A 24,800-nucleotide genomic window follows, 5' to 3' on the forward strand; every position below is an offset into this window, starting at 1 on the left:
ACCAGCGCCGTCGGGCGTCCGACAGAGAAGGAAAGGGGCCCACAGTGAGCTTGCTCAACATCATCGGCGGGATCACGGTGATCGCCACGATCGTCGTCGTCGTCCTGTGTGTCATCTCGATGGCCACCGGCCGCAACGTGAAGTACCAGCAGCCGGACGAGTACAAGCTCGGCGAGCCGTGGACCCGCGAACCCATGCTGTTCAGCGCGGTCGACGAGGCGCCGGTGGGCCCGCACGGTGGGCATCACGACGACCATGACAACGAGAACCTGATCGGGGGTGCCGCTCGTGGCAAGTGGTGATCACACGCAGACCGTCGCGGTTCCGCAGGGCGATCTGCCCGTCGGCACTGCCATCACCTCGAGCGGGCGGATCTCCGCGGCCCGCCAGGCGAGCGACAGTCCGGTCAATCCGCCCTTCTCCCGCGAGGAGCTGATCGGCCTCGACGAGGCGCTGATCCGCGCCACCCGCGACGCGAACGCCCGCTTCTCCGTGTACATCGGCGACCTGGGCGACGATGCGCACGCCGGTGCCGAGGCGGTCCTCCGCCAGGCTCCGGAGCCCGAGTACGCGGCCCTCATCGCCGTGTCGCCGAACACGCGCGACATCGTCGTCCTCACCGGCAGCGGCGTCGCCGACCGCCTCGGGGACAAGGTTGCGCAGCTCGGCGTCACCGCGGCCATCCCGCCCTTCCAGGCCGGCGATCTCATCGACGGCCTCATCGCCGCGCTGCGCGTCATGGCTTCGGCCGTGAAGCCGCCGACGGCGTAAACAGCCGGCACCGACGAACGAACGGCCCATCGGATCCGATCCGGTGGGCCGTTCCGTCGTCTCCGGACGGTGGTCAGTGCTCGGCGGCTGCGAGGTCCCGGGCCTCCTCGTACAGCTCCGTCGCCTCCTCCGGGGTGTCCACCTGCGGCGCGGAGCCGAGCAGGGGCTGGGTGGCGGTCTCGCGCATCGCGATGACGGCGATCAGGCCGACGACGCCGCTGACGATGAGGTAGAAGCCGGGCACCAGGTCGTTCTTCGTGGCATCGACCAGCGCGGACGTGATGAGCGGGGTCGTGCCGCCGAACGCCGACACGGCCACGTTGAAGCCGAGTCCCAGAGCGCCGTATCGGACGGCGGTGGGGAACAGGGCCGGCAGCGTCGAGGCCGTGGGCGCCGCGAAGCAGGCCAGCACGGCGCCGAACACGATGCAGGCCACCACCGGGCCCCACAGTGCGCCGTGGCTGAACAGCCAGAACGCGGGCACCGCGACGACGATCTGCACGACCGCCGCGGTCGCGAAGACGGCCCTGCGGCCCACGATGTCGCTCAGGTGTCCCACGATCAGGATCAGCGCGACCACGACGAGCATCGCGAGCAGCACCAGCATGTCCGCGGTCAGCTGGGTCCGGTGCGCCACTTCGGTGAGATAGGTCGGCAGGTAGGCGGTGATCATGTAGTTGGTCACGTTGTAGAGGATCACCAGGCCCATGCACACCAGGAGCGGGCGCCAGAGCTTCGTGATGATCATGCGCAGTTCGTGCTGGGGCGTCTGCACCGCCTTCAGCGCGTCCTCGTGGGCGTCCAACTGGGCCTGGAACGCGGGGGTGTCCTCGAGCTTGAGGCGCAGGTACAGGCCGATCAGGCCCATCGGGCCCGCGATGAAGAAGGGGATGCGCCACCCCCAGGACAGCATGTCCGCCTCGGAGAGCGCCGCGTTGAGGACCGTGACCAGCAGCGACGCGCACGAATAGCCGATGAACGTGCCGAAGTCCAACCAGCTGCCGAGGAAGCCGCGGCGCTTGTCCGGGGAGTACTCGGCGATGAACGTGGTCGCGCCGCCGTACTCGCCGCCCGTCGAGAAGCCTTGCACGAGCCGCGCGCACAGCAGCAGGATCGGCGCCCACATCCCGATCACCGCGTACGACGGGATGACGCCCACGGCGAAGGTGCCGATCGACATCATGATCATGGTGGCCGCAAGGACCTTCTGCCGGCCGACGCGGTCGCCCATCAGTCCGAAGACGATCCCGCCCAGCGGGCGGACGAAGAACGCGGCGGCGAAGGTGCCGAAGGTCGCGAGCAGCTGACCGGTGTGCGAAAGGCTCTCGAAGAACACCTTGCCGAGCGTCGTGGCGAGGTAGGCGTACACGCCGAAGTCGAACCACTCCATCATGTTGCCCAGTGCGGCGGCGGTGATCGCGCGCTTGAGCATCGGCTGGTCGACGACCGTGATCGACTCCTCGGTGAGCGGGGGCTTGCGCCGGAAGAGCCGCGCCAGCGTACGGCGGCGAGAGGATCGAACACTCTCGGTGCCCCAGCCCGCTATGTGCAGTTCGCCCGATTCCGTTCGCGTCCTGTCCATTTCTCCACGCTAACAAGATTCTCTAATCACGAGGCGCGGGGTCCGGAACGGCGGACGGTATGCGCCGAAATAGGACGGTTACGACCGGGTCGTCGCGGGCATGCGCTGGACCGGCCTGATCGACTACTCCGTGAAGAGGTCACCGTCGACGTAGAACCATGCGCTGTCCTCCCGGACGAAGCGGGACCGCTCGTGCAGGACGCCGAGCTCCCCGTCGACGAGGTAGGTGGCCCGGAACTCCACGACCCCCGACTCGTCGACGGCGGCGCCGTCGACCGTGTCGACGATCTGGAGACCGCGCCAGCGCACGTCCTCGTCGAGCTCGAGTTCCGCCGGCCGGGTGCTCGGATGCCACGAGGCGAGGAGCCATGCCGCGTCCCCGTCGCGGAAGGCGGCGAACCGGGAGCGCATGAGTGCCTCGGCGGTGTCGGGAGTGTGGCGTGCGTCCATGTGTGCAGCGTACGGCGATGGTCATCACGTTGTGCGCCGCGTCCGATCGTGTTCTGATCGAATCTAAATATTGAAGTGTCAATGATTGGAGACGGGATGAACCTCAACCGGACGATCCGAAACGCCGTCGCCGCGCTGTTCACCGTCGGTGCCCTGGTGCTCGGCGTCGCCGCCCAGGCGAGCGCTGCACCGTCGAGCCCCAAGCAGGTCGTGACCGCCTTCTACACCGAGGGCTTCGTACAGCGCGACATCGCGGGCGCGGCGCAGCGCTACATCGGCGAGCACTACATCCAGCACAATCCCGAGGTCGCGGACGGCCGGGACGCCTTCGTCAAGGTCCTCGGGCCGGTCGTGAAGGACCCGAAGTACAGCACCTCGATCGTGCGCGTCGTCGCGGACGGCGACATCGTCGTGGTCTACGCGAAGTCGGTCTACGAAGGTAAGGCCCAGGCGGTCGCCGACATCTTCCGCGTCGCGGGCGGCAAGATCGTCGAGCACTGGGACGTGATCCAGGACGACCCGGGCAGGACGGTGAGCGGCCACCCGTTCATCAGCTGAGCGCCGCACGCGACGGCGGCCCCGGGATCGAAGGATCCCGGGGCCGCGGTCGTCGGTGCGTCAGGCGCGATCGAAGGCGCGGGCCGCGAGCGAGCGGACGATGCCCGCGCGGCCCTCGAGGACCAGGCGGCGCAGGGCCGGGGGCTTGTCGCCCGCGAGCCAGGCGTCCGCGGCGGCCACGGCACCGTCGGAGATGTCCCACGACGGGTACAGGCCCACGACGACCGTCTGCGCGACCTCCGAGGAGCGGCGGCCCCACACCTCGTCGATCGCCGCGAAGTAGCGCTCCGTGAAGGGTGCCAGCAGCGTGCCCTGCCCCGGCGCGACGATGCCCGCGGAGATCGCGCGGGTCAGCGTGTTCGACAGTGAGTCGTCGCCGAAGACCTTCTCCCACGCCTCCTCCTTGACCCGGACGTCCGGGCGCGCGGCGAGCGCGGCCGCCGCCGCGCGCTCGCCGGCGGCGGTGGGATCCCGGAGTACTTCCGCGTCGATCTCGTCAGCCCCGACGACGCCGGCCCGGGCCAGTGCGGTGAGCAGGCGCCAGCGCAGATCGGTGTCGACGGTCAGCCCCGCCAGCCCGACGGAGGCGGGCTCGGCACCGTCGTACAGCGACTGCACCGCCTCGACCTCGGCGCGCCCCAGGGCGGACGCCGCGAGCGCGTTGACGAAGGCCAGCTGGAAGTCCGAGCCCGCCTCCGCGTCCCGGGCGAGCTGCAGCAGGCCGGCGGCGAGCCGCTCGCGGCCCTCCGCGTCGGCCCAGGCCGGATCCGCATAGGACTCGACCGCGGTCTGCGCCTGCAGCACGACGCGCTGCACCACGCCCACCTCGGTCTCGGCGCCGATGCCGCCGAGCACCAGCTCGACGAAGTCGCGCGCCCGCATCTCGGCCTGCCGGGTCATCTCCCACGCCGCGGACCAGCCGAGGGTGCGGGGGAGCGACTCCGCGATGTCGGCGATGCGGCTCGTGACCGTCGCCAGCGAGACCGGATCCAGCCGCACCGAACAGTAGGTCAGGTCGTCGTCGTTGAGGAGCACCAGCTCGCCGCGGTGCACACCGACGAGGTCCGGCACGTCCGTGCGCTCGCCCGCGACGTCGAGTTCGACGCGCTCGGTGCGCACCAGCTTCCCGTCCTGGTCCGCGTAGACGCCCACGGCGAGGCGGTGCGTGCGCAGCTCGCCCGCGCCGGGCTGCGCGCCCTCCTGGACGATGGTGAACCGGGTGAAGTTCCCGGCGTCGTCCACCTCGAAGTCGGGGCGCAGGATGTTGATGCCAGTGGTCTTGAGCCACTGCGCGCCCCAGTCCGACAGGTCGCGGCCCGAGGACGCCTCGAGCGCGCGGAGCAGGTCGTCGAAGGTGGCGTTGCCGAACTTGTGCTCCGCGAAGTACGCGCGCAGCCCCGCGAGGAAGGGCTCGAGCCCGACGTACGCGACGAGCTGCTTGAGCACCGACGCGCCCTTGGCGTAGGTGATGCCGTCGAAGTTGACCTCCACGGCCTGCAGATCGGGGATGTCGGCCGCGACCGGGTGCGTCGACGGGAGCTGGTCCTGCCGGTAGGCCCACGACTTCTCGACGTTGGCGAACGTGGTCCACGCCGAGGTGTACTCGGTGGCCTCCACCTGGCTCAGCACCGAGGCGAAGGTCGCGAAGGACTCGTTGAGCCACAGGTCGTCCCACCAGCGCATCGTGACCAGGTCGCCGAACCACATGTGCGCCATTTCGTGCAGCACCGTCTCGCAACGCCGCTCGTACAGGTAGCGGGTGACCTTCGACCGGAAGACGTAGTCCTCGAGGAAGGTCACCGCGCCGGCGTTCTCCATCGCGCCCGCGTTGAACTCCGGCACGAACAGCTGGTCGTACTTGCCGAACGCGTAGGGGATGCCGAAGTTCTTGTGGTAGAAGCCGAATCCCTGCTTGGTCTCGGTGAACAGCCGGTCGGCGTCCATGTGCTCGGCGAGGCTCGCGCGGCAGAACAGGCGCAGGTCGATGGTGCCGTGCTCATCGGTGTAGGCGTCGGTCCACACCGCGTACGGGCCGGCGATGAGCGCGACGAGGTAGGTCGACATCGGCTCGGTCGTGACGAAGGTCCAGCGGTGCGCGCCGGTCGGCAGCGGCTCGCGGGTCGCCTCCGCGCCGCCCGTCACCACGGTCCAGTCCGACGGTGCGGTGACCGCCACGTCGAAGACGGCCTTGAGGTCGGGCTGGTCGAAGCACGCGAACATGCGCTTGGCGTCGGCGGTCTCGAACTGCGAGTACAGGTACACCGCACCGTCGGTCGGGTCGACGAAGCGATGCAGGCCCTCGCCGGTGTTGGAGTAGAAGAACCGGCCCGAGATCACGAGCTCGTTCTCGGCCGCGAGGCCGTGCAGCGCGAGGCCGCCCTCCTCCGTGTAGCCCGAGGTGTCGACGGGCCGCCCGTTGAGCGTGGCCGTGAGGCCGGTGGCGATGAGGTCGATGAAGGTCTCCGCGCCCGGGGTCGCCGCGAACGTGATCGTCGTGGTCGAGCCGAAGGTCTTGTCGCCGGGCGCGTTCGCGCCGTCGGTGAGGTCCAGGTCGATCGCGTACCGGGAGACGGTGACGACTCCCGCGCGTTCGGCGGCCTGGATCCGGGTGAGATTGGGGGCGGACAAGGGCGACGCTCCTTCGTGCTCGGGTGCATGCTCGGCTGCTGTGCGCTTCGATGGGACCGATTCCACAATGCCACCCGCGCCCGGCGAGTGTGTGACGGGGAAGCACATGCGGGTGCGCGGCGTTGCGACGAGGGGAAGAATCGACACCGTCGGGCCGGGTACGTCCGCGCCGCGCCCGGCGGCACCGTCGACCATCGTGAACGCAAGGAGACCAAGTGACCGAGACCGCCCCGACGAAGGACCGCGTCGACTTCTGGTTCGACCCGCTGTGCCCGTGGTGCTGGATCACCTCGCGCTGGATCCTCGAGGTCGAGAAGGTCCGCGACATCGACGTGAACTTCCACGTGATGAGCCTGGCGGTGCTCAACGAGGGCCGCGACAACCTGCCCGAGGTCTACCAGGAGCTGATGAAGACGGCGTGGGGCCCGGTGCGCGTGCTCATCGCCGCCGCCCGGCGCCACGGCGACGAGGTGCTGCCGAAGCTCTACACCGCGATGGGTACGCGGATCCACAACCAGCAGAACAAGGACCTACCGGTCGTGATCGCGGAGTCGCTCGCGGAGGTCGGCCTGGAGTCGGACCTCGCGGCCGCCGCGAACAGCACCGATTTCGACGAGGAGCTGCGCACGAGCCATCACGCCGGCATGGACAAGGTCGGCGACGACGTGGGCACCCCCACGATCCACATCAACGGCGTCGCCTTCTTCGGCCCCGTGCTCTCCCGCATCCCGCGCGGCGAGACCGCCGGGAAGGTCTGGGACGGAGCGGTTCTCCTGTCCGCGTACCCGCATTTCTACGAGCTCAAGCGCACCCGCACCGAGGAGCCCGAGTTCGACTGACGAGGTGGTCTCTCGTCGAGCTCAGCGCACCCGCACCGAGGAGCCCGAGTTCGACTGACGAGGTGGTCTCTCGTCGAGCTCAGCGCACCCGCACCGAGGAGCCCGAGTTCGACTGACAGCTCCCACCGGACACCGAACGGGGCCCCGCCGCACAGCACGTGCGACGGGGCCCGTTCGTGGTGGCGACCGCGATCAGGAGCCGTCCGGACCGTTCGGGCCGGGTTGTGCGGGCGGCTGCTGCTGGCCCTGCGGGGCCTGGCCGGGCCCCTGCGGCGGGTACGGCCCGACGGGGCCCTGTGGCGCGGCCGGCCCGGAGGGGACGTGGTGGGCGCCCGGACCGAACGGGCCCTGCGGACCCACGGGGCCCTGCGGAACCTGGCCGGGGGCCGGGGCCAGCGTCTCCTGGCGGTTGTAGGTGGGTACCGGCCCGGCGGGCACGACGGCACCGCCACCGATGCCGCGGAGCGGCTGGGACGGCGCGAACCACAGCGAGCCCGCCCGCGTGCGGTTGCGGAGCGCCGCCGCGCGCCAGGTCAGCACCGGATGCGACGACAGGAGGTTCACCACCCAGGTGAAGAAGCCCTTGTCGGTGGACGCGCGGTCGGCGAGCTGGTCGAAGTCGACCTGCTTGCCGAGGTACTTGCCCGCGCCGAGCACGCCCATGCCACCGGGGATTCCGGCGGGCTCGTTGAAGTAACCGTAGTTGTCGGCGGTGTACTCCTGCGAGCGCGACAGTGCGGCCCCGATGAAGGGCAGGTAACTCATCGCGAACGAGCCGACCTGCCGCCAGTAGGAGACGTGGCCGGCGGCGATGTGGCCCACCTCGTGGCCGATGATGTAGGCCAGCGCATCGGGATCGCGGGCCTCGCCGCCGATCTCGAACAGGTCGCTGTAGACCACGACGAACCTGCGGAATCCGTGGCCGGACGCGAAGGCGTTGATCTGGCCGTTGCCGAGGACGACGAACGCGTCGGGCACCTCGCGCATGCCGTACCGCGCCGCGGCCTCGCGCACCATCCGATAGCCCTCGGGGAACTGCGTGGGCGTCATCTGGATGCCCTGGACCCGGGGCGAGGCCCAGGTGATGCCGCGCCCGAGCCACAGGACGATCGGGACCAGCAGCGCGAGCAGCGTGTACTCGTTGATGGCGCCGAGCATCGCCAGCAGGATCGAGCCGCCGTAGAGGAGCAGGGTCACCAGGATCACGATCACCAGCAGCGGGATCTCCCAGGGGTGCCGCCGGGGCGCGCCCGCGTAGGCGGGCGGCTGGTACACGGGCGTCACCGGACCGACGGGTCCGGCCGGTCCGCCCGGGAACTGCGGCCCGGCGCCGAACGGGGAGCCGGCCGGGAACCGGGGGATCTCGCCGGTCCCCGGGTGCGACGGTGCCGCGCCGAGCCCGGCGGTGACCGACGGGTCGTGCGCGCCCAGCTCGGGCAGCGTGTGGTGGCCGCCGGTCCGATGTCGCTCGGTGGGGAAGTCGGCGGCGGGGATCGCGGAGGTCGCCGCGTCCGAGGGGGAGGCGGACGCCCCGGCGTCCGGTGCCACGTCCTCCGGCTGAACGACGGGGAAGAAGCCCGTGCTGGGCATCGTCGACTCGTTCGGCTCGGAGCTGAAGGCGCCGCTGCGGGCGGACTCGGTGGGGGCGGAGTCGTCCTTCGGCTCCTGCCCCGGTGTCTGCTCGGTGCTGTCATCCATGCCATCGAATGTAGGCTGTGCCGCTCATCGATGCTCGCGCGGCGCGTGCAAGACTTGTGGCCATGCGCGTTTACCTCGGCGGCGACCACGCCGGATTCCAACTGAAGTCCCAGATCATCGAGCACCTGACGGCGGGCGGCCACGAGGTCGTCGACTGCGGCGCTCACACCTACGACGCCCTCGACGACTACCCCGCTTTCTGCATCGACGCCGCCAAGCGGGTCGTCGCCGATCCGGGCAGCCTCGGCATCGTCCTCGGCGGCAGCGGCAACGGCGAGCAGATCGCGGCCAACAAGGTGCCCGGCGCCCGCTGCGCCCTGGCGTGGAGCGTCGAGACCGCGCAGCTGGCGCGGCAGCACAACAACGCGCAGCTCATCGGGCTCGGCGGCCGCATGCACAGCAAGGAGGAGGCGCTCGCCATCGTCGACGCGTTCCTCGCCGCCGAGTGGTCCGACGAGCCTCGTCACCAGCGCCGCATCGACATCCTCTCCGAGTACGAGCGCACGGGCGTCGCGCCCGAGGTGCCTGCGGCCCCCGAGGCGTGACACCGTCCACCGCCCGGGGCCTCGATGCCTGAGGGGCACACACTCCACCGGCTCGCCCTCGCTCACGACGCACTGTTCGCGGGCGAGGGCGTCTCCGTCTCCAGCCCGCAGGGACGGTTCGCGCCGGAGGCGAAGCGCCTCGACGGCCGGGTCTTCGAGCGCGCCGACTCCTGGGGTAAGCACCTGTGGCACCGCTACGACGGCGGCCTGATCGTGCACGTGCACCTGGGGCTGTACGGCGCCTTCACGGACTTCGGCCTGCTCGACGGTGCGCCGCCCGCGCCGGTGGGCCAGGTCAGGATGCGCATCGTCGGACCGCGCGGCGGCACCGACCTGCGCGGCCCCACCGCCTGCGAGCTCGTCACGGAGGAGCAGGTCGACGGTGTCCTCGCCCGCCTCGGGCCGGACCCGCTGCGCCCGGAGTCCGACCCGGACGACGCGCGACGGCGCATCGAGCGCTCACGCCGACCGATCGGCGCGCTGCTCATGGACCAGAAGGTGTTGGCCGGTGTCGGCAACGTCTACCGCGCCGAGGTGCTGTTCCGGGCCGGGATCGACCCGCACCGCGCGGGGCGGGACGTCTCCCGCGCCGAGTTCGACGGGGTGTGGGCGGACCTGGTCGCGCTCATGCCGATCGGCGTCGAGCGCGGCCGCATGCACGTGGTGCGCCCCGAACACGACCACGGCGCACCGTCGTACGCCGAGGACCGGCCCCGGACCTACGTCTACCGGCGCACCGGCGAGCTCTGCCGCGTGTGCGGCACACCCGTTCGCACCGAGGTGATGGAGGCGCGAAACCTCTACTGGTGTCCCACCTGTCAGAGCTGACTGCGCTGTTAGCTCGGACACAGAACCGCTTTCTTAACATGGATTTCAGCTCGTTCACACACGCGGCGGGTTGAGTCGCGGGCATGAACACGATGACCGTCCACAGCAGGGCGGCCCGGCGACCGGCGGACGCCGGCCGGGCCCGGATCACCGTGCTCGCCGTCGGCGGAACGGGCGAGTCGTGGACCGACGATCCGCGCACCGATGTCACCGGAATGCTCAGCCACGTGGTGGCGGAACTCGACGACCGGTTCACCGACCGGTGGGTGGCCTACCCGGCGTCGTACGGCCCGGTCCCGGCGCGCGACGGCGTCTCGTTCGCGGAGTCCGTCGCCATCGGCGTCGAGCGCCTCCTGGGGACGATCGCGGAGATCGACGGACCGGTGGTCCTGATCGGCTACTCGCAGGGATGCACCGTGGTCCGGCGGGTCCTGGGCGCGATGACCGACGGTCCCGTGCTCGCGCCGCACGTCCTCGCCGTCGGGCTGATCTCGGATCCGGAGCGGCCGCACGGCAGCGACCCCGCGCTGTGCGGATCGGGCGTCGCGGGCGACGGACCCCCGGTGCCCGACGGGATGCCGCTGCTGTGGATCTCGCATCCGCAGGACGTCATCTGCAACGCCAGCGTCGACTCCTTCGTGCGGGACATCGCCGACGCGACCGCCTATCTGACCCTCCGCGACCTGGCGACCTGGGCGCCGCGCGCGGCCGGGGAGTACCTCGGGCACCGGTTCCAGAACGCCACCCGCACCGCGTTCGGGTCGCGGCAGTGGCGGCGCGACGTGGCCCGGCTGCGCACCGCCGGGCGGGAGATCCTGGGCTACCTGCCGCGGGTGAACTACCGCGGGCGGGACTACAACCTGCGCGGCAACCGGCACACCGCGTACGCCGACGAGCCGCTCGCCCGGCTCCGGCACGAGGATTACGAGCTCACGGGCTGCCAGATCCTCGCGCAGTGGCTGCAGGTCCAGGCCACCTTCGCCCTCCCGGCGGAGCCGGATCGGGCCGCCCGGGCCCCGCAGCGGGCCGGGACCGCGGCCGCTGGTCTAGAGTCGGTGACGTATTTGCAGGCCGGCTGACCCGGAGGTAGAGCGAAGTGGCACGTGACACCGAGAGCATCGAGCGCGATATCGAGCGCGCCCGGGAGCAGCTGGCGGCGACGCTGGATCAGCTGGGGGAGCGCGCGGATCCCCGCAAGCTCGCCGATCAGGCCCAGCAGTCGGTGATCGCCACCGTCACCAAGCCGCCGGTGCTCGCCGCCGCAGCCGGTGCCGTCGTCCTGGTGCTCGTCGTCGTGGGATCGCGGGTCGCCCGCGCTCGCCGCGAGAAGCAGATCATCCGAGCGCTGGCCGAGGGCCGGATCTCGATCTGATCTCCGTGCTCGAGACGCGAAGGGGCGGCGCCGCGATCGGCGTCGCCCTTGTCGTTGGCGCGGTCGCGGTGGGAGCGGGCGGCTGCGGCACGCCGCCGCGCGCCGCGACGCCGCTGCCGGCCGGATACCCCGCCGCGCAGGTGCCGGTCGTCGGGACGATCAGCAAGGCGGAGACGATCGACGTGGGCCACCCGATGTGGCGCGTCACGGTCGACGGCCAGGACACGGTGGCCGCCGCCCGGGCCCTGCTCGCCGCGGGCCTCGCGCCGGTCGCGCCGGGCGTCCCGCTGGACGCCGGCCGGGTCGGGGCCGTCTACCGGGGGCACGGGTTCACCGTCGGGATCTCCGCGAACGACGGTGACGTGACCTACGTGGTGAGCCCCACACCCGGCGTCTGACGTCAGGGAATCTCCTGATTCCGCGATCGCGGATCGGCGCTACGCTGGAACCATGGAGTTTCCGAAAGTACTGCTCGCACCGGCACGCGTCGGGCTGGCCGCCGCGGGTCTCGGCCTCGCCGCGGCGGAGACCTCCGTCGCGGTCGCGCGCGACGTGGTCGGGATGGCGGCGGACCGGCTCGATCCCGGTTCGGGCGAGGGCACCCGCCACGAGAATCTGATCACCGCCGCGCAGCGCGTGCCGTCGATCGTGCACCGCGTCTCCGACCTGCTCGGCGACGAGGGCGCCATCCACCGGGTGGTGGGTCCCGGCGGCGCGGCCGATCGGGTGGCGGACCTGTTCAACGAAGGGGGCTCCGTCGACCGGATCAGCCGCGCCGACGGTCCGCTGGACCGTGCCACCCGCGACGGCGGCATCGTCGACGCGCTGACCGCGGAGGACGGTGTCGTGGCGCAACTCGCCGCGATGACCGATGCGCTCAACCGGCTCACCCCCACGGTGTCCGCGATGAATCAGCGGATCAGCGACATCGAGACCGTGGTGGGCGCGGCCAACACCGTCGCCGAGCCGGTGACCGACCTCCTGTCGAGCCTGCCGAAGTTCGCGATCCGCACCGCGAGCGAGGTGGCGCGGGCCGCGCAGCCGCGGCAGCCGCGCCCCGCCCGCATCATCGACGTGCCGTCCGCAGGTCCGACGGTGCTGCCCGCGCCCGAGAGCTCGCCCGAGACTCAGGTGTAGGACTTGGCGCAGATGGTGTAGACGGGGTCGTCGAAGAAGTAGCTGCGGTCCCACTCGCCGGTGCAGCGGGCGGAATCCTTGAGGCCGCCCACCACGGAGATCACGGTGATGGTGCCGGGAGCGCCGCACTGTGCGGCCGCCTTGATCCAGGTACCCGCGACCGGGGCGGAGTAGCAGTAGTTCACGTTGAGGTTCGGGGTCAGGCAGTACGCGCGCCCCTTGGTGATCGAGGTCTGCTCCTTCTTGCACGCCTCGCCCACGGGCATCACCTGGGTGACCTTGTAGGGGGACCCGCCGTCGTCGCAGTTGCCGACCTTGGGGTTCTCGGGCACGTCGTAGAGGCAGTCGTTGATCCGGAACACCTGACCGGTCGCGTCGATCGTCGCCGAGGTCGCGCCCTTGCCGGGCTCGTCGCCCTTGGAGTCGCTGAGGAGGGCGAGGGCGACCACCGCGGCCACGACGGCGACGATCGCGGCGATCGCGACGATGCCGACGATCACGTTGCGGCCCGACGAGGGCCTACGGGGAGGCTGCGGCGGCGGACTGCCGGGGACGGGGCCCGGCGCCGCAGGGCCGCGCGGAGGCGCGGGCAGCGGAAGGGCCTGCGAGTACGCCTGGCCGGGCTCCTGCGGGTGGTACCCGCCGTGCGGGCCGGGACCCGTCATGCGCCCTCCTTCTTCGCGGCCGCCTTCATCTCCTTCTTGTGGGCGCGGACCTTCTGCAGCGACTCGCCGTCGACCACGTCCGCGACGGAGCGGAACCCGGCCTTGCCGTAGTCGCCGACCGCCGTCGCCCAACCCCGGGGCTTCACGCCGAGCTGCTTGCCGACGAGCGCCGCGAAGATCTTCGCCTTCTGGGCGCCGAACCCGGGCAGTGCCTCGATCCGCTTGACTAGATCGGCACCGGAGGCGGCCTCGGTCCAGATCCGCTCGGCGTGCCCGTCGTACTCGTCGACGACGATCCGCGCGAGCGCCTGCAGGCGGGCCGCCATGGCGCGCCCGTAGCGGTGGATCGCGGGCGGGGTCGTGCACAGTTCCTCGAAGCGCACCGGATCCGCGACGGCGATGTCGCGGGGATCGATGCTCCCGAATCGGTCGAGGACTTTCCAGGGACCCGCGAACGCCCGCTCCATGGGGAACTGCTGATCGAGGAGCATGCCCGCGAGCAGCGCGAACGGGTGCTCGGAGAGCACCGCGTCCGACTCGGGTTCCCCCGTGATGTGCAACGTGACCGCCATGTTCGTCACTGTACTTCAGCCGTGCCTTCCCGTAGCGGGAGCAACGCGGCCGTTAGGGTTGGACTGACGGCCACCGGCGAGCGGAATCGAGGAGAAGCGAATGTCGAACATCGACTACGAGGTGCGCGACGAGGTCGCCTACGTGCGAATCAACCGTCCCGAGAAGCACAACGGCCTCACGTTGGACATGCTCGACGATCTGGCGCGGGCCGCGGACCGCGCGAAGAACGACCACTCGCTGCGCGCCGTGATCCTCTCGGGCGAGGGCAGTTCGTTCAGCTCGGGCCTCGACTTCGCTTCGGCGGGCAAGGAACAGCGCCGCCTGTTCATGAACTTCGTGCCGAAGCGGATCTCGGCCGCGAACAGCTTCCAGGCCGCCGGCTGGGCCTGGCGCAGTGTGCCCGCCCCCGTGATCGCCGTGGTCAACGGGCACTGCTACGGCGGCGGCCTGCAGATCGCGCTCGGCGCGGACTTCCGCTACGCCTCCACCGAGGCCGATTTCTCGATCCTCGAGGCGAAGTGGGGCCTGATCCCCGACATGTCGATCTCCGCGTCGATCGCCCAGCTCACGACCATCGACGTCGCGAAGCGCCTGACGATGACCGGCGAGATGTTCACCGCCAAGCAGGCCCTGGACTGGGGCCTGGTGACCGGTGTCTCCGCCGATCCGATGAAGGACGCCCTCGACCTGGTCGAGAAGCTCAAGGAGCGCTCGCCCGATGCGGTGGCCGCGTCGAAGGCCCTCTTCGAGAACACCTGGTACAGCGGCTCGCGCCTGTCCTTCCCCGTCGAGCAGGCACTCCAGCTGGGCCTGCTGCGCGGCCGCAACCACACCATCGCCCGCACCGCGGCGATGAACAAGGAGAAGCCCTCCTTCGTCGAGCGCCAGTAGCCCCGCTCAATTGAACACTGTTACTACCCGCGCTCACCTGCGGATTCTCCGTTGGTAACGGTGTTCAATCGATGCGGGGACGGACGATTCCCTGATCGAACGCGAAGACAATGGCCTCGGCCCGGTTGCGGACGTCGAGTTTGGTGAAGATCGATCCGATGTGGCTCTTCACGGTCACGATGGAGATCACCAGCTCGGCGGCGATGTCGTCGTTCGACAGCCCGCGCCCGACGAGGGCGAGCACGTCGATCTCCCGGGAGGTCAGCCGGGTGATCGCCGGGCCCGACGGTGCCGCGCTCGCCACCGGTGCGGCGCGGTAGGTCTCGAGCACGCGGCCGGTCACTGCGGGGTCGAGGACGGCGTCGCCCGCTGCGACGAGTCGCACGGCGCGGATCAGCTCCTCGGCCGGTGAGTCCTTGAGCACGAAGCCGGATGCGCCCGCGCGCAGCGCCTCGGACAGCAGGTCGTCGTCGCGGAACGTGGTGAGGACGAGAACCGGTGGGGCGCCTGCATTCCCGGTGATGCATCGGGTGGCCTCCATGCCGCTCATCCGCTTCATCCGCAGGTCCATCAGCACCACGTCCGGCGCCGCGTCGGCGACCGCGTGGGCCACCTCGTCGCCGTCGGAGCACTCGGCCACGACCTCGAAGCCGTCGCGGCGGCGCAGGATCCGGCGCAGCCCGAGGCGCACCAGGTCCTGATCGTCCACCAGTAGCAGCCGGATCGGCGGGTCGGTCACGGTCATGACAGGGGCTCCGCACGGAGGGGCGGATTCGGGCGGGCGGCCGGGAATCGCGCGTCCACCAGCCAGGTCCCGTCGACGGGGCCGGTCGCCAGTGTGCCGCCCGCGCTCTCGACCCGCGCCCGCATGCCGTCGAGGCCCGTCCCGCCCGGGGCGCGGCGGGCACCGTCGGGCACGGGGCACGCGACCTGGACGGCCAGCCCGCGCCGCTCCCGGGCCTCGACGGTGACCGCGACCTGCGCGCCCGGTGCGTGCTTGACGGCGTTGGCCAGGGACTCCTGGACCACGCGGAAGGCGGCGAGACCGGCGGTGCCGGCGAGCGCCGTCGGCGAGGTCCGCTGGTCGAGGGTCACGGCGAGTCCGGCGCGCTCGAACGACGCGACCAGTTCGGGGATGTCGGCCAGGCCGGGCTGCGCGGATCCGGGGCCGTCGGTGCGCAGCAGCTCGATGGTGTTGCGGATGTCCTTCATCGCGGTGCGGCCCTGGGTCTCCGCGTCGAGGAGAGCGTCGACGGCCTCGGCCCGGTCGTCGTCGGATTCGAGTGCGCGCCGGGCGGCGGTCACATTGAGCAGCACGACGGCGAGCGAGTGCGCGACCACGTCGTGGACCTCGGCGGCGATGGCCGCGCGGTCGAGCGCCGTGCGCGCCGCCTGCGCCCGGCGCTCGGCGCGCAGCAGGAGGAGCTGGTTCTGCAGGAGCTGGCCGACCGCGGCGCCGAAGCAGACCGTCAGCACGATGAGCCAGGCCTGGTGGACGGCGCCGAGCAGGCCGGCGCCGATGACGACGGCGAGGTACACGGCCAGGTGGGTCGCCGCCACCCGCGGCGTGCAGACCGACGCGACCTGGGTGATGCCGAGGATCAGCATGAGCGGCACCACGTCGAACATGGTGGGCACGCACCAGAACAGCACAGCGACACCCAGGGTGGCCGCGGTGTGCGCGGTGATCGACACGGACCGAGCACTCACGAGGCCGGCGCTCAGATGCACCACCGACACGGCGGCCGCGGCCGCGAGCCACGCCCACTGAGGTCCCTGCGGCCCCGCGAGGACCCGGGGTGCCACCGCTCCGATCGTCAGCAGCACCATCGCCGCCTCGGTGATCGTCATGTAGTACGGCGGATACTCGTAGCCCAGCTGCGCGAGTACCCGCCGGTACCGCGCCTCGAGCCACCGCAGAGCGCGCATGGCTTGCATCGTAGCCGCGCGGCCCGCCCGGTTCATCCGCCCTGGGGCGGAGCCCCGGCTCCACCCCGGGGCGGGGCCGCGAACCCGACCCGGGCACGCTGACCTGCGTCGATGTGGTCGATAGCGTTGAACGCGACTCGGAACACCCACCGGGCACGGGAGAAGGAGCAGGACATGATCACCGTTGGAGTCATCGCCGCGTTCGTCCTCGCGATCGCGGTCCTCACCCACGACCGCGACGGCCTCGACTTCGGCGCGCGCGACGTCCACCGCGCGGTCGCCGAGCGCGACCACCGGACCGGGCCGCTGGGCACCGTCGTCCCCTGAGAACCGGCCGTCGCCCGCGGGAGTCCCCGGGCGTGCACAATCGATGAAGGAGGACGATATGACCACGATCACACGGGCCGCCCGGTCCGGCTTCGGCAGCGGGCTGGGCGGCACCGTCGCGCGCACCCTGTCCATCCCCGAACCCGCCTGGCACCTCCGCGATCCCGCCCGGCCGGGGATCTCCGGCAGGAACTCGGACGATGCCGGTCCGGTGGCCGGCGGTGCGGGACTGGCCCCGGCCCCGTCGTTGCCGATGGGCCGGGTGCGGGCGTCGCTGACGTACGTCCTGCGCGAGGGCGACGTGCTCTTCGAGGCGTCGGAGCGGTACGGCGACGTGTTCCGGTCCGAGTTCGCCGGCGGTCCGGGGCGGATCGTCATGCTGTCCAACCCCGCCCACATCGCGTCGCTGATGTCGCGGCCCGACGGTGCGCCGTCGGCCACGCGGTTCTCCCCGCTGCGGCCGATCGTGGGGCCGGACTCGGTGCTCACCTCGGTCGGCCCGCGGCACAAACAGCAGCGCGGGCTCCTGCTGCCGCAGTTCCACGGGCGCGCGGTGACGGCGTACCAGCAGCGCATCGACGCGGCCACGGCCCGCCGCATCGACGAGTGGCAGCCGGGACAGCCGGTTGCGCTCGCCGACATCGGGCAGCAGATCACCCTCGACGTGATCATGTCGGCGGTGTTCGGCATCGACGACGAAGCGGGCGCCACGCGGGCGGAGAGTGCGGTCCGTTCGTCGATGATTCGGCTGCTCCACCTCTCCACGCACCCGCTCGCGACCGTGGTGCAGCTGGTCAACGCGCGCAGCCCGGAGTCGCGGGGCGTGCTGAAGATGGTGCTCCGCCCGCTGGACAGGGCGATCTACGCGGTGATCGCCGAGCGGCGCCGGGAAGGTGCGGACGGGCCGGACGGCGGCGGCCGCTCCGACATCCTGACGGTGCTCATGGCCGCGCGCGGCGACGACGGTGCGCCGCTGGCCGACAGCGAGATCCGCGACGAACTGCTCACCCTGGTGCTCGCCGGACACGAGACCACGTCGAACTCGGTGGCGTGGACCTTCGAGCGCCTCACCCGCAATCCCGAGGTGTACCGGCGGGCGGTCCTCGCCGCCCGCTCCGGCGATGGGGCCTACCTCGAGGCGCTGATCAACGAGTCGATGCGCAGCCGCCCGGTGGTGCCGATCGTCGCGCGGGAGTTGCTGTCGGACTGGCGGTTCGGCGACTACGTCGTGGACCGCGGGGTGGTCGCGCTGATCTCGATCCTGCTGCTGCAGCACCGCGAGGAGCTGTACCCGCGGCCCTACGCGTTCGACCCGGACCGGTTCCTGGGCGTCAAGCCCTCACCGCAGAAGCTCATGCCCTTCGGCGGCGGCACTCGCCGTTGCCTCGGCGCCGGCCTGGCGATGGCGGAGCTGCGGGTGGTGCTCACGCAGATCCTCCAGCGCGTCGATCTCGCGATGACGGACGCTCCCGCCGAGCAGCCGAGGCACCGCAACGTCACCATGATCCCGGGTCACGGCGGCCTGGTGACCGCCCTGTCCCGGGACTGAGCGCGGCGTCGCTCAGGCGCGCGTGCCGCGCTGGTCGCCGAGCCGGATCGGCGCGATGTCGGCGAAGACATCGCCCGGTCCGGGATTGGTCGCTCGCGTGCCGCCGCCGAGGTGATGCACGACGCCCCAGACGGCGTTGAGCGCCGTCTGGAGCGCGCCCTCGGCCCACCCCGCGGTCCACGAGATGTCGTCGCCCGCCAGGAAGAAGCCGCGATGCCGGGGATCGAGCCGCTCCTGCATGAAGTGCGTGTAGAGGCGCTCCTGGTACCGGTAGTGGCCCGGCAGGTTCGCCTTGAACGCGCCCATGAAGTAGCGCTCCGTCTCCCAGGAGACGGTCTTCGGCGTGGCGATGATGTGGCTGCGGATGTCGACGCCGGGGTAGATCTCGCCGAGCGACTTGAGCATGAGGTCCATCCGCGCGTTCACGTCCAGCGGCAGCACCTTGAGCGAGTCGTCGGACCAGGTGTAGCTCAGGCAGATCACGCCGGGCCGGTCGGGGCCGTGGTCGAGCAGGTAGGTGCCGCGGCTCATCCGGTCGGTCAGGGTCATCGACATCGTGTCCCGCCCGGTGGCCGGGTCGACGTCGAGCCAGAACGGGCGGTCGACCAGCGCGAACACCTTGGAGCTGCCCATGTAGTGGGTGCGCTCCACCGCGGTCCAGTGGTCGATGGGCAGCAGGTCGTCGTCGCAGTCGATGGTGTTGAGCAGCATCCACGCCTGGCCGGTGAAGATCGCCGCGGGGAAGGTTCGGGTCTCGCCGCCCGCGTCCACCAGGGTGTAGCGCGGCGCACCGCCGGGGCCCGCGGTGCGGCGGATCTCGGTCACCGCGGGGCGGTGGGCGCCCCCGTTGAGGTCCCTGACCGACCGGGCACCGTCGAAGGGGTTCTCCCAGAGGTGCTTCGGCAGCCGGTCCGAACCCCCGACGATGCCGCGGTGGTGATCGTCCGCGGCGGTGCAGGTGACCCGGAGGATCTCCAGCATCGAGTTGGGGTAGTCGGTGTCCCAGCCGCCGGTGCCGAATCCGACCTGCCCGAACAGTTCCCGGTGCGCGAAGGAGCGGAAGTGCTTCGAGGCGGTGAGGAAGCCGTAGAAGGTCTGATCGTCGAGCTCTTCGACGAGGCGCGACCACACGGCGCGGATCCGGGGCACGTCCCGCGCGCGGATCGCGTCCTGCAGTTCCGCGGCGTCGGCGTAGTCGGCGAGCGTCGCGTCCCAGGCCTTCGCCACCTCGGCGAACTCGGGCGGGAGGTCGGCGGCGGTGCGGGCGTAATGGCTGCGCCCCTTGAGATCGATGACGGTGCTGGGCGTCGCCTCCGCGAGCGGGTTCGGGAAGGCCTGCGTCTGCAGCCCCGCGAGGTCCAGGTAGTGCTGCAGCGTGGTCGACGAGGGCGGGAAGCGCATCGCGCCCATCTCGGCGACGAGATCGTCGTCGTATCCGGAGAACCGCTCGCTGCGCATCCGCCCGCCGATCCGGTCCGCCTCGTACACCACGGGTTTCAGGCCGATCCGGGCCAGTTCGTAGGCGGCGGTGAGCCCGGCGAGGCCGGCGCCGATGACGGCGACCTCGGTCCCGAGTGTCTCGTCCGGGACGCTGCCCAGGCCGTCCGGGTGGGCCACCCAGTCGTCGTAGGCGAAGGGGAAGTCGGGGCCGAACATCGTCAGGGGTGCCTCGGACGCGGTCGGGCCGTGGGCGGGCATGGCGGGTTGGGTCACGTGTGTTCCTGTTCGGGCGTGGTCAGTAGAGGTCGGTGCGCCGGTCGCGCAGGTAGGTGTTCGCGATGCGGGCCTCGCGCAGGCCCTCGGCGGCGGCGGTGAAGGTCAGGAGCTCCTCGTCGCGTCCGGCGCGGGCCACGACCTCGCCGTCGGGCCCGGCAGCGGTGCTCAGTCCGCAGTACTCGAGCGTTCTCTCGCGGCCGCAGTGATTGGTGTACGCGATGTACAGCTGGCTCTCGAAGGCCCGCACCGGCACGACCTGTTCCGCGATCCGGCCGAACGGTTCCATGAGGCCCGTCGGGATCAGGAGCAGGTCGGTGCCGGCCTCCGCGTGAGTACGGACGGCTTCGGGGAACTCCACGTCGTAGCAGATGAGGAGCCCGCAGCGCAGGCCGCCGAGGTCGAACTGGACGGGCAGCTCGTCGCCGGGCGCGAAGACCGCGCGGTCGAGGTCGCCGAACAGGTGCGTCTTGCGGTAGTGCGCGAGCTCCGCACCGTCGGGAGCGATCACGGTGGTGGCGTTGAAGACCCGATCACCGTCGCGTTCGGGATACCCCGCCACGACGGTGATGCCGTGGTGGCGGGCGACCGCGCCGAGCGCCCCGTGGTACTCGCCGCCGCGTGGACGAGCGAGTTCGGTTGCGGCCGGGCCGATGTCGTACCCGGTCACGGACAGCTCGGGGGTCACCAGTACCTGCGCGCCGCGGGCGGCGGCCCGGGCTGCGGCGTCGTCGATCGCGGCCAGGTTCCGCGCGACGTCCGGCGCGGACCCGAGGCCCTCCGGCCCCTGGTACATCCCGACGACGACCGTCATGACGCCTCCTTCGCGAGCGCGACCCCGCCCCGCAGGCGCGAGTGGCGGTAGCCGTAACCGAAGTAGACCGCGAGGCCGACCGCCGACCAGATGCCGAAGGCGATCCACGTCGGGGCCTCCAGCTGCAGCATGAGGTAGACGCAGAAGCTGATGCCGAGGACCGGGATGACCGGGAAGAGCGGCGTCCGGAACGCCCGGGGAAGGTCGGGGCGGGTGCGGCGCAGGACGATGACGCCCACGTTGACCAGTGCGAAGGCGAAGAGCGAGCCGATCGATGTGGCGTTGGCGAGCTCGCCCAGGGGGACGAACCCGGCGAGCGCGGCGACGAGCGCACCGACGATGAGGATGTTGCGCACGGGCACGAAGGTGCGCGGATGGACCTTCGCGAAGACCTTCGGGACCAGGCCGTCGCTGCCCATCGTGTAGAGGATGCGGGTCTGGCCGTACATCACCGCGAGCACCACGCTGGCGATGGCGATCACGGCGCCGATCGACAGGATCACGGACGGCCAGGTCTGACCGGTGACCCCGGTGAGGATCTTCGCCAAGGAGGCCTCGGACCCGCCGAACTCCTGCCAGGGCATCGCGCCGATCGCCGCGAGGGCCACGAGGCAGTAGAGCACCGTGATGATGCCGAGCGAGGTGATGATCGCGCGCGGCAGGTCACGGGTGGGATTCTTGGCCTCGTTGCCGGCGGTCGACGCGGCGTCGAAGCCGATGTAGGAGAAGAACACCATCGCCGCGGCGGCGGTCATGCCGCCCGTGCCGAAGGGCATGAACGGGCTGAGGTTTCCGGACTTGAACGCGGTGAAGGCGATGGCGCAGAAGAACACCAGCACGCAGAGCTTGAGGACCACCATCGCCGTGTTGAGCCGGGCGCTCTCCTTGGCGCCGCCCACCAGCACGAGGCACGCGAGCGCCACGATCACCATGCTGGGGATGTTGACGATGCCGCCGTCGCCGGGCGGAGCGGCGATCGCGGCGGGCAGCTCGACGTCGAAGAGAGAGCGCAGGAGCTCGTTGATGTACTGGCCCCAGCCGACGGCGACCGCCGCGACGGAGACGCCGTACTCGAGCAGCAGGCACCAGCCGCAGACCCAGGCGAAGAGCTCGCCGATCGTGGCGTACGCGTAGGAGTAGGAACTGCCCGACACGGGGATGGTGCCGGCCATCTCGGCGTAGGAGAGCGCGGAGAACAACGCCGTCACCGCGGCCAGGACGAACGCGATGATGACCGACGGCCCGGCCTTGGGCGTCGCCTCGCCGAGGATGACGAAGATGCCGGTGCCGAGGGAGGCGCCGATCGACAGGGCGGTCAGGTGTCCGAGGCCCATCGACCGTTTGAGCTGCGGCCCCTCGTGTTCGGCGGCGCTGTCGGCCAGGATCCGGTCGACCGGCTTGCGAGCGGTGAGGCCCGCCGTGAACGGGTTCACCGGGCGTTCACCGCGAGGACTGACAGCAGCTCGTACGCGACGTGCGCGGCCGCGACGCCGGTCAGTTCGGCGTGGTCGTACGGCGGGGCCACCTCGACCACGTCCGCGCCCACCACGTCGGTGCCGACCAGCGCGCGGATCGTGTTCAGCAGCTCGCGGCTCGTCATGCCGCCCGCTTCGGGCGTGCCGGTGCCGGGCGCGTGCGCGGGGTCGAGCACGTCGATGTCGACGGAGACGTAGACGGGGCCGCCGGCACCGTCGGGCCCGGCGAGGCGACGGCGCATGCGGTCTATGACCGTCTGCAGTCCCTCGTTCTCGTAGTCGTCCGAGCGGACCACCTGGAAGCCGAGCACGCCGTCGGCGGTGAGGTCCTGTTCGCCGTAGAGCGGGCCCCGGATGCCGATGTGCATCGAGCGCTCGAGGTCGATCAGCCCCTCCTCGCTGGCGCGGCGGAACGGGGTGCCGTGCGTGTACGGGGCCCCGAAGTACGTGTCCCAGGTGTCGAGGTGGGCGTCGAAGTGCAGCACCGCGACGGGGCCGCGGTCGGCCGCGACGGCGCGCAGGATCGGCAGGGCGAGCGTGTGGTCGCCGCCCAGGGTGAGCACCTTGGCGCCCGCCGCGCGCAGGCGCGCGATCTCGGCCTCGACGGTGCCGAGCGCCTCCACGATGTCGAACGGGTTGACCGCGAGGTCGCCGGCGTCCGCGACCTGGTGCACGGCGAACGGGGAGACGTCGAGCGCGGGGTTGTAGGGCCGCAGCAGCTTCGACGACGCCCGGATGTGGCCGGGGCCGAACCGCGCGCCGGGGCGGTAGCTGACGCCGGAGTCGAACGGGATGCCGAGCACGGCGACAGCCGCGGAGTCCACCTCGTCGAGTCGGGGCAGGCGGGCGAAGGTCGCGGGACCGCAGTAGCGCGGGATGAGACTCGCGTCCACCGGTCCGCGGGGCTGCGACGGGTGCTGGGTTTCGTCGGACACGGAGGGATCCTCTCGCAGGGGCTGCAATTGTGAGCTGAATCACATAGTGTGGGACATCGACCGACTTGTCAACTCGAGTTTCCTGGGAGGAAACAGACGTTGGATGCGATTGCCCCGGGTGCGGATGCCCTTCCGCCCGTGCCGGATCAGGTGGGCGGGGCGCTCAAGGCGGCCCGCCGTTCCCGCCGGCTGACGCTCGCCGAGATCGCCGACCGGGTCGGCGTCACCAAGGGCTATCTGTCGAAGGTGGAGCGGGGGCTCGCGGCACCGTCGATGGCCGTGCTCGTCCGGCTGTGCGAGGTCCTGGAGGTCCCCGTCGGATCGCTGTTCGACGGTGGCGGGGCCGGCTCCGTCGTCCGGGCGGACGCCTATCCGCAGGTCGGTTTCGGCGGCACCGGACTGTCCGAGTACCTGCTCACGCCGTCCGCCGAACGGCGGGTTCAGGTGCTGCTCAGCGACATCGAGCCCGGCGGCGGCAGCGGCGACGAGTCCTACGCGCTACCCGCCGAGGTGTCCTTCGTGCTGGTGCAGAGCGGGCTGCTCCACCTCGCCTTCCCCCCGGAACCGGGCGTCGAGCTGACCGTCGGGGATGCGATGACCTTCGACCCGGGACGCCCGCACGCCTTCACTGCGGGCCCCGCGGGGGCGCGCGTGTTGTGGGTGATGGCGCCCGCGTTGCCGGGGCGGTCGGACGGCGAGGCGCGAGCGGGGGAGACTACGCCCCGGTGAAGTGAGGCGGCCGCTTGTCCAGCATGGCGGCGACCGCCTCGTGGTGGTCCGCGGTCGCATGCGCGATGGTCTGCATCGCCGCGGACAACTCGAGCAGTGCGTCGAGGCTCTGGTGCTGCCCCTCGCGGAGCAGGCGCTTCGTCATCCGCAGGGCCTGCGGCGGATTCGCCGCGACCCGGTCCGCGAGAGCGCGCGCGGCGGGGAGCAGGTCCTCGGGCTCGACGACGCTCGACACCATGCCCCACGCCAGCGCCGTCTCGGCGTCGACCGCGTCGCCCGTGAGTGCCATCTCGGTGGCGCGGGCCATGCCGACGATGCGGGGGAGCAGCCATGCCCCGCCGTCGCCGGGGATCAGCCCCACTTTGACGAAGCTCTCCGCGAAGCGCGCCCGCGTGGAGGCCACCCGCAGGTCGCACATCATCGCGAGGTCGCAGCCCGCGCCGATCGCGGGACCGTTCACCGCGGCCACCGTCGGGACCTCGCAGTGGTACAGCGCCCGCGGAATGCGCTGGATGCCGTGCCGGTACCCCTGCCGCTGCTGGGCCGCGGTGCCCCCGAACATGCCCTCCTTGTCGCGCATGTGCTTGACGTTGCCGCCGGAACTGAACGCCGAACCCGCGCCGGTGAGGATCGCGACGCGGACCCCGTCGTCGTGGTTGACCGCATCGACGGCGCGCTCGATCGCCTCGATCATCGCGTCGTCGGACACCGGGTTGCGCGCCGCGGGGTCGTTCAGGGTCCAGGTGACGACGGGGCCGTCGCGCTCGATCAGCAGGGGTTCGGTCATGGTCC

26 protein-coding genes and 1 pseudogene are annotated in these 24,800 nt (G+C 71.3%); 14 read left to right on the plus strand and 13 right to left on the minus strand.

The features are described 5' to 3' along the window. The first annotated feature begins 44 nt into the window (after positions 1-44). Positions 45-302 (plus strand): hypothetical protein, encoded by a 258-nt coding sequence (locus tag ABZX10_RS02705; protein WP_355534273.1) that lies wholly within the window; start codon positions 45-47, stop codon positions 300-302. Next, positions 289-771, plus strand: coding sequence for a DUF5130 domain-containing protein (locus tag ABZX10_RS02710; RefSeq protein ID WP_355534275.1), 483 nt, complete (start codon positions 289-291; stop codon positions 769-771). Before ABZX10_RS02705 ends, ABZX10_RS02710 begins: the two co-directional genes overlap by 14 nt. A gap of 73 nt (positions 772-844) precedes the next feature. Here the strand turns inward: ABZX10_RS02710 and ABZX10_RS02715 are convergent, their stop codons facing one another. Continuing rightward, positions 845-2,353 (minus strand): MFS transporter, encoded by a 1,509-nt coding sequence (locus ABZX10_RS02715; RefSeq protein ID WP_355534277.1) that lies wholly within the window; start codon positions 2,351-2,353, stop codon positions 845-847. 123 nt (positions 2,354-2,476) lie between these two features. Next, a complete protein-coding gene (locus tag ABZX10_RS02720; RefSeq protein WP_355534279.1) occupies positions 2,477-2,803 on the minus strand; it encodes a YchJ family metal-binding protein in 327 nt (108 codons plus the stop codon). Between the two features lie 96 nt (positions 2,804-2,899). On the opposite strand from ABZX10_RS02720, the gene ABZX10_RS02725 reads away from it, so the two are divergent. Then, entirely contained in the window at positions 2,900-3,361 is a 462-nt protein-coding gene (locus tag ABZX10_RS02725) for a nuclear transport factor 2 family protein (RefSeq protein ID WP_355534281.1), read from the plus strand. A 60-nt stretch (positions 3,362-3,421) separates the two neighbouring features. Here the strand turns inward: ABZX10_RS02725 and pepN are convergent, their stop codons facing one another. Then, a complete protein-coding gene (pepN, locus tag ABZX10_RS02730) occupies positions 3,422-5,989 on the minus strand; it encodes an aminopeptidase N (protein WP_355534284.1) in 2,568 nt (855 codons plus the stop codon). A gap of 215 nt (positions 5,990-6,204) precedes the next feature. Here pepN and ABZX10_RS02735 point away from each other — a divergent pair, with 215 nt between their 5' ends. Further along, positions 6,205-6,828 carry a DsbA family protein gene (locus tag ABZX10_RS02735; protein WP_355534286.1) on the plus strand — a complete coding sequence of 208 codons (624 nt, stop codon included), beginning with the start codon at positions 6,205-6,207 and terminating at the stop codon, positions 6,826-6,828. A gap of 435 nt (positions 6,829-7,263) precedes the next feature. Here ABZX10_RS02735 and ABZX10_RS02740 read toward each other — a convergent pair. Beyond that, positions 7,264-8,112: pseudogene (locus ABZX10_RS02740) on the minus strand (M48 family metallopeptidase); the annotation flags it as partial. Between the two features lie 476 nt (positions 8,113-8,588). On the opposite strand from ABZX10_RS02740, the gene ABZX10_RS02745 reads away from it, so the two are divergent. The 6 genes from ABZX10_RS02745 (at position 8,589) to ABZX10_RS02770 (ending at position 12,408) form a co-directional block, all read left to right on the plus strand. After that, the gene (locus ABZX10_RS02745; RefSeq protein WP_355534288.1) at positions 8,589-9,071 is read left to right on the plus strand and encodes a ribose-5-phosphate isomerase; all 483 of its coding nucleotides are present in this window, start codon (positions 8,589-8,591) and stop codon (positions 9,069-9,071) included. A 24-nt stretch (positions 9,072-9,095) separates the two neighbouring features. After that, the gene (locus ABZX10_RS02750) at positions 9,096-9,899 is read left to right on the plus strand and encodes a zinc finger domain-containing protein (protein ID WP_355534290.1); all 804 of its coding nucleotides are present in this window, start codon (positions 9,096-9,098) and stop codon (positions 9,897-9,899) included. Between the two features lie 83 nt (positions 9,900-9,982). Then, positions 9,983-10,978 (plus strand): PE-PPE domain-containing protein, encoded by a 996-nt coding sequence (locus ABZX10_RS02755; protein WP_355534292.1) that lies wholly within the window; start codon positions 9,983-9,985, stop codon positions 10,976-10,978. Positions 10,979-10,995: 17 nt separating this feature from the next. Continuing rightward, the gene (locus ABZX10_RS02760) at positions 10,996-11,271 is read left to right on the plus strand and encodes a DUF3618 domain-containing protein (protein ID WP_355534295.1); all 276 of its coding nucleotides are present in this window, start codon (positions 10,996-10,998) and stop codon (positions 11,269-11,271) included. Between the two features lie 5 nt (positions 11,272-11,276). Then, positions 11,277-11,669, plus strand: a complete 393-nt coding sequence (locus ABZX10_RS02765) for a hypothetical protein (protein ID WP_355534297.1) — start codon at positions 11,277-11,279, stop codon at positions 11,667-11,669. A gap of 52 nt (positions 11,670-11,721) precedes the next feature. Next, complete coding sequence (locus ABZX10_RS02770; RefSeq protein WP_355534299.1) at positions 11,722-12,408, plus strand: hypothetical protein; 687 nt, start codon at positions 11,722-11,724, stop codon at positions 12,406-12,408. On the opposite strand, the gene ABZX10_RS02775 is transcribed toward ABZX10_RS02770, so the two are convergent. Both ABZX10_RS02775 and ABZX10_RS02780 read right to left on the minus strand, forming a co-directional pair. Then, positions 12,399-13,073 (minus strand): hypothetical protein, encoded by a 675-nt coding sequence (locus tag ABZX10_RS02775; RefSeq protein ID WP_355534301.1) that lies wholly within the window; start codon positions 13,071-13,073, stop codon positions 12,399-12,401. The two genes, ABZX10_RS02770 and ABZX10_RS02775, sit on opposite strands and share 10 nt — an antisense overlap. Continuing rightward, positions 13,070-13,645, minus strand: a complete 576-nt coding sequence (locus tag ABZX10_RS02780) for an HhH-GPD-type base excision DNA repair protein (protein ID WP_355534303.1) — start codon at positions 13,643-13,645, stop codon at positions 13,070-13,072. The genes ABZX10_RS02775 and ABZX10_RS02780 overlap by 4 nt, the downstream gene beginning before the upstream one ends. A 100-nt stretch (positions 13,646-13,745) precedes the next feature. Here ABZX10_RS02780 and ABZX10_RS02785 point away from each other — a divergent pair, with 100 nt between their 5' ends. Continuing rightward, the gene (locus tag ABZX10_RS02785) at positions 13,746-14,537 is read left to right on the plus strand and encodes a crotonase/enoyl-CoA hydratase family protein (protein ID WP_355534305.1); all 792 of its coding nucleotides are present in this window, start codon (positions 13,746-13,748) and stop codon (positions 14,535-14,537) included. A gap of 64 nt (positions 14,538-14,601) precedes the next feature. On the opposite strand, the gene ABZX10_RS02790 is transcribed toward ABZX10_RS02785, so the two are convergent. Next, positions 14,602-15,282, minus strand: a complete 681-nt coding sequence (locus ABZX10_RS02790) for a response regulator transcription factor (protein ID WP_355534307.1) — start codon at positions 15,280-15,282, stop codon at positions 14,602-14,604. After that, complete coding sequence (locus ABZX10_RS02795) at positions 15,279-16,466, minus strand: histidine kinase (protein ID WP_355534309.1); 1,188 nt, start codon at positions 16,464-16,466, stop codon at positions 15,279-15,281. Before ABZX10_RS02795 ends, ABZX10_RS02790 begins: the two co-directional genes overlap by 4 nt. A gap of 174 nt (positions 16,467-16,640) precedes the next feature. On the opposite strand from ABZX10_RS02795, the gene ABZX10_RS02800 reads away from it, so the two are divergent. Then, positions 16,641-16,793: a hypothetical protein gene (locus tag ABZX10_RS02800; RefSeq protein WP_156485574.1), complete on the plus strand. Its 153-nt coding sequence runs from the start codon at positions 16,641-16,643 to the stop codon at positions 16,791-16,793. A gap of 58 nt (positions 16,794-16,851) precedes the next feature. Continuing rightward, positions 16,852-18,342 carry a cytochrome P450 gene (locus ABZX10_RS02805; protein WP_355534312.1) on the plus strand — a complete coding sequence of 497 codons (1,491 nt, stop codon included), beginning with the start codon at positions 16,852-16,854 and terminating at the stop codon, positions 18,340-18,342. A 12-nt stretch (positions 18,343-18,354) separates the two neighbouring features. On the opposite strand, the gene ABZX10_RS02810 is transcribed toward ABZX10_RS02805, so the two are convergent. From ABZX10_RS02810 to speB, 4 genes are read right to left on the minus strand one after another with little or no spacing between them, the layout of a single operon-like run. Beyond that, positions 18,355-20,040, minus strand: a complete 1,686-nt coding sequence (locus ABZX10_RS02810) for an FAD-dependent oxidoreductase (RefSeq protein WP_355534838.1) — start codon at positions 20,038-20,040, stop codon at positions 18,355-18,357. Between the two features lie 37 nt (positions 20,041-20,077). Then, entirely contained in the window at positions 20,078-20,869 is a 792-nt protein-coding gene (locus tag ABZX10_RS02815; protein ID WP_355534314.1) for a carbon-nitrogen hydrolase family protein, read from the minus strand. After that, positions 20,866-22,302, minus strand: a complete 1,437-nt coding sequence (locus tag ABZX10_RS02820; protein WP_355534316.1) for an amino acid permease — start codon at positions 22,300-22,302, stop codon at positions 20,866-20,868. The genes ABZX10_RS02815 and ABZX10_RS02820 overlap by 4 nt, the downstream gene beginning before the upstream one ends. Beyond that, complete coding sequence (gene speB / locus ABZX10_RS02825) at positions 22,299-23,279, minus strand: agmatinase (protein ID WP_355534318.1); 981 nt, start codon at positions 23,277-23,279, stop codon at positions 22,299-22,301. Before speB ends, ABZX10_RS02820 begins: the two co-directional genes overlap by 4 nt. A 138-nt stretch (positions 23,280-23,417) precedes the next feature. Between speB and ABZX10_RS02830 the strand changes: the two genes are divergently transcribed. Beyond that, positions 23,418-24,008: an XRE family transcriptional regulator gene (locus tag ABZX10_RS02830; RefSeq protein WP_355534320.1), complete on the plus strand. Its 591-nt coding sequence runs from the start codon at positions 23,418-23,420 to the stop codon at positions 24,006-24,008. On the opposite strand, the gene ABZX10_RS02835 is transcribed toward ABZX10_RS02830, so the two are convergent. Then, positions 23,995-24,795 (minus strand): crotonase/enoyl-CoA hydratase family protein, encoded by an 801-nt coding sequence (locus tag ABZX10_RS02835; RefSeq protein ID WP_355534322.1) that lies wholly within the window; start codon positions 24,793-24,795, stop codon positions 23,995-23,997. The genes ABZX10_RS02830 and ABZX10_RS02835 overlap by 14 nt on opposite strands. Positions 24,796-24,800: the final 5 nt, after the last annotated feature.

It is taken from the genome of Tsukamurella sp. NPDC003166 (assembly GCF_040611135.1).
Lineage (GTDB): Bacteria > Actinomycetota > Actinomycetes > Mycobacteriales > Mycobacteriaceae > Tsukamurella.

Bases quoted from the DNA above. Each gene is read 5' to 3' on its own strand.
- ABZX10_RS02715 (WP_355534277.1), bottom strand. From the start codon at position 2,353: ATGGACAGGACGCGAACGGAATCGGGCGAACTGCACATAGCGGGCTGG.
- ABZX10_RS02720 (WP_355534279.1), bottom strand. From the start codon at position 2,803: ATGGACGCACGCCACACTCCCGACACCGCCGAGGCACTCATGCGCTCC.
- ABZX10_RS02725 (WP_355534281.1), top strand. From the start codon at position 2,900: ATGAACCTCAACCGGACGATCCGAAACGCCGTCGCCGCGCTGTTCACC.
- ABZX10_RS02745 (WP_355534288.1), top strand. From the start codon at position 8,589: ATGCGCGTTTACCTCGGCGGCGACCACGCCGGATTCCAACTGAAGTCC.
- ABZX10_RS02750 (WP_355534290.1), top strand. From the start codon at position 9,096: ATGCCTGAGGGGCACACACTCCACCGGCTCGCCCTCGCTCACGACGCA.
- ABZX10_RS02755 (WP_355534292.1), top strand. From the start codon at position 9,983: ATGAACACGATGACCGTCCACAGCAGGGCGGCCCGGCGACCGGCGGAC.
- ABZX10_RS02770 (WP_355534299.1), top strand. From the start codon at position 11,722: ATGGAGTTTCCGAAAGTACTGCTCGCACCGGCACGCGTCGGGCTGGCC.
- ABZX10_RS02775 (WP_355534301.1), bottom strand. From the start codon at position 13,073: ATGACGGGTCCCGGCCCGCACGGCGGGTACCACCCGCAGGAGCCCGGC.
- ABZX10_RS02780 (WP_355534303.1), bottom strand. From the start codon at position 13,645: ATGGCGGTCACGTTGCACATCACGGGGGAACCCGAGTCGGACGCGGTG.
- ABZX10_RS02785 (WP_355534305.1), top strand. From the start codon at position 13,746: ATGTCGAACATCGACTACGAGGTGCGCGACGAGGTCGCCTACGTGCGA.
- ABZX10_RS02790 (WP_355534307.1), bottom strand. From the start codon at position 15,282: ATGACCGTGACCGACCCGCCGATCCGGCTGCTACTGGTGGACGATCAG.
- ABZX10_RS02795 (WP_355534309.1), bottom strand. From the start codon at position 16,466: ATGCGCGCTCTGCGGTGGCTCGAGGCGCGGTACCGGCGGGTACTCGCG.
- ABZX10_RS02800 (WP_156485574.1), top strand. From the start codon at position 16,641: ATGATCACCGTTGGAGTCATCGCCGCGTTCGTCCTCGCGATCGCGGTC.
- ABZX10_RS02805 (WP_355534312.1), top strand. From the start codon at position 16,852: ATGACCACGATCACACGGGCCGCCCGGTCCGGCTTCGGCAGCGGGCTG.
- ABZX10_RS02810 (WP_355534838.1), bottom strand. From the start codon at position 20,040: ATGCCCGCCCACGGCCCGACCGCGTCCGAGGCACCCCTGACGATGTTC.
- ABZX10_RS02815 (WP_355534314.1), bottom strand. From the start codon at position 20,869: ATGACGGTCGTCGTCGGGATGTACCAGGGGCCGGAGGGCCTCGGGTCC.
- ABZX10_RS02835 (WP_355534322.1), bottom strand. From the start codon at position 24,795: ATGACCGAACCCCTGCTGATCGAGCGCGACGGCCCCGTCGTCACCTGG.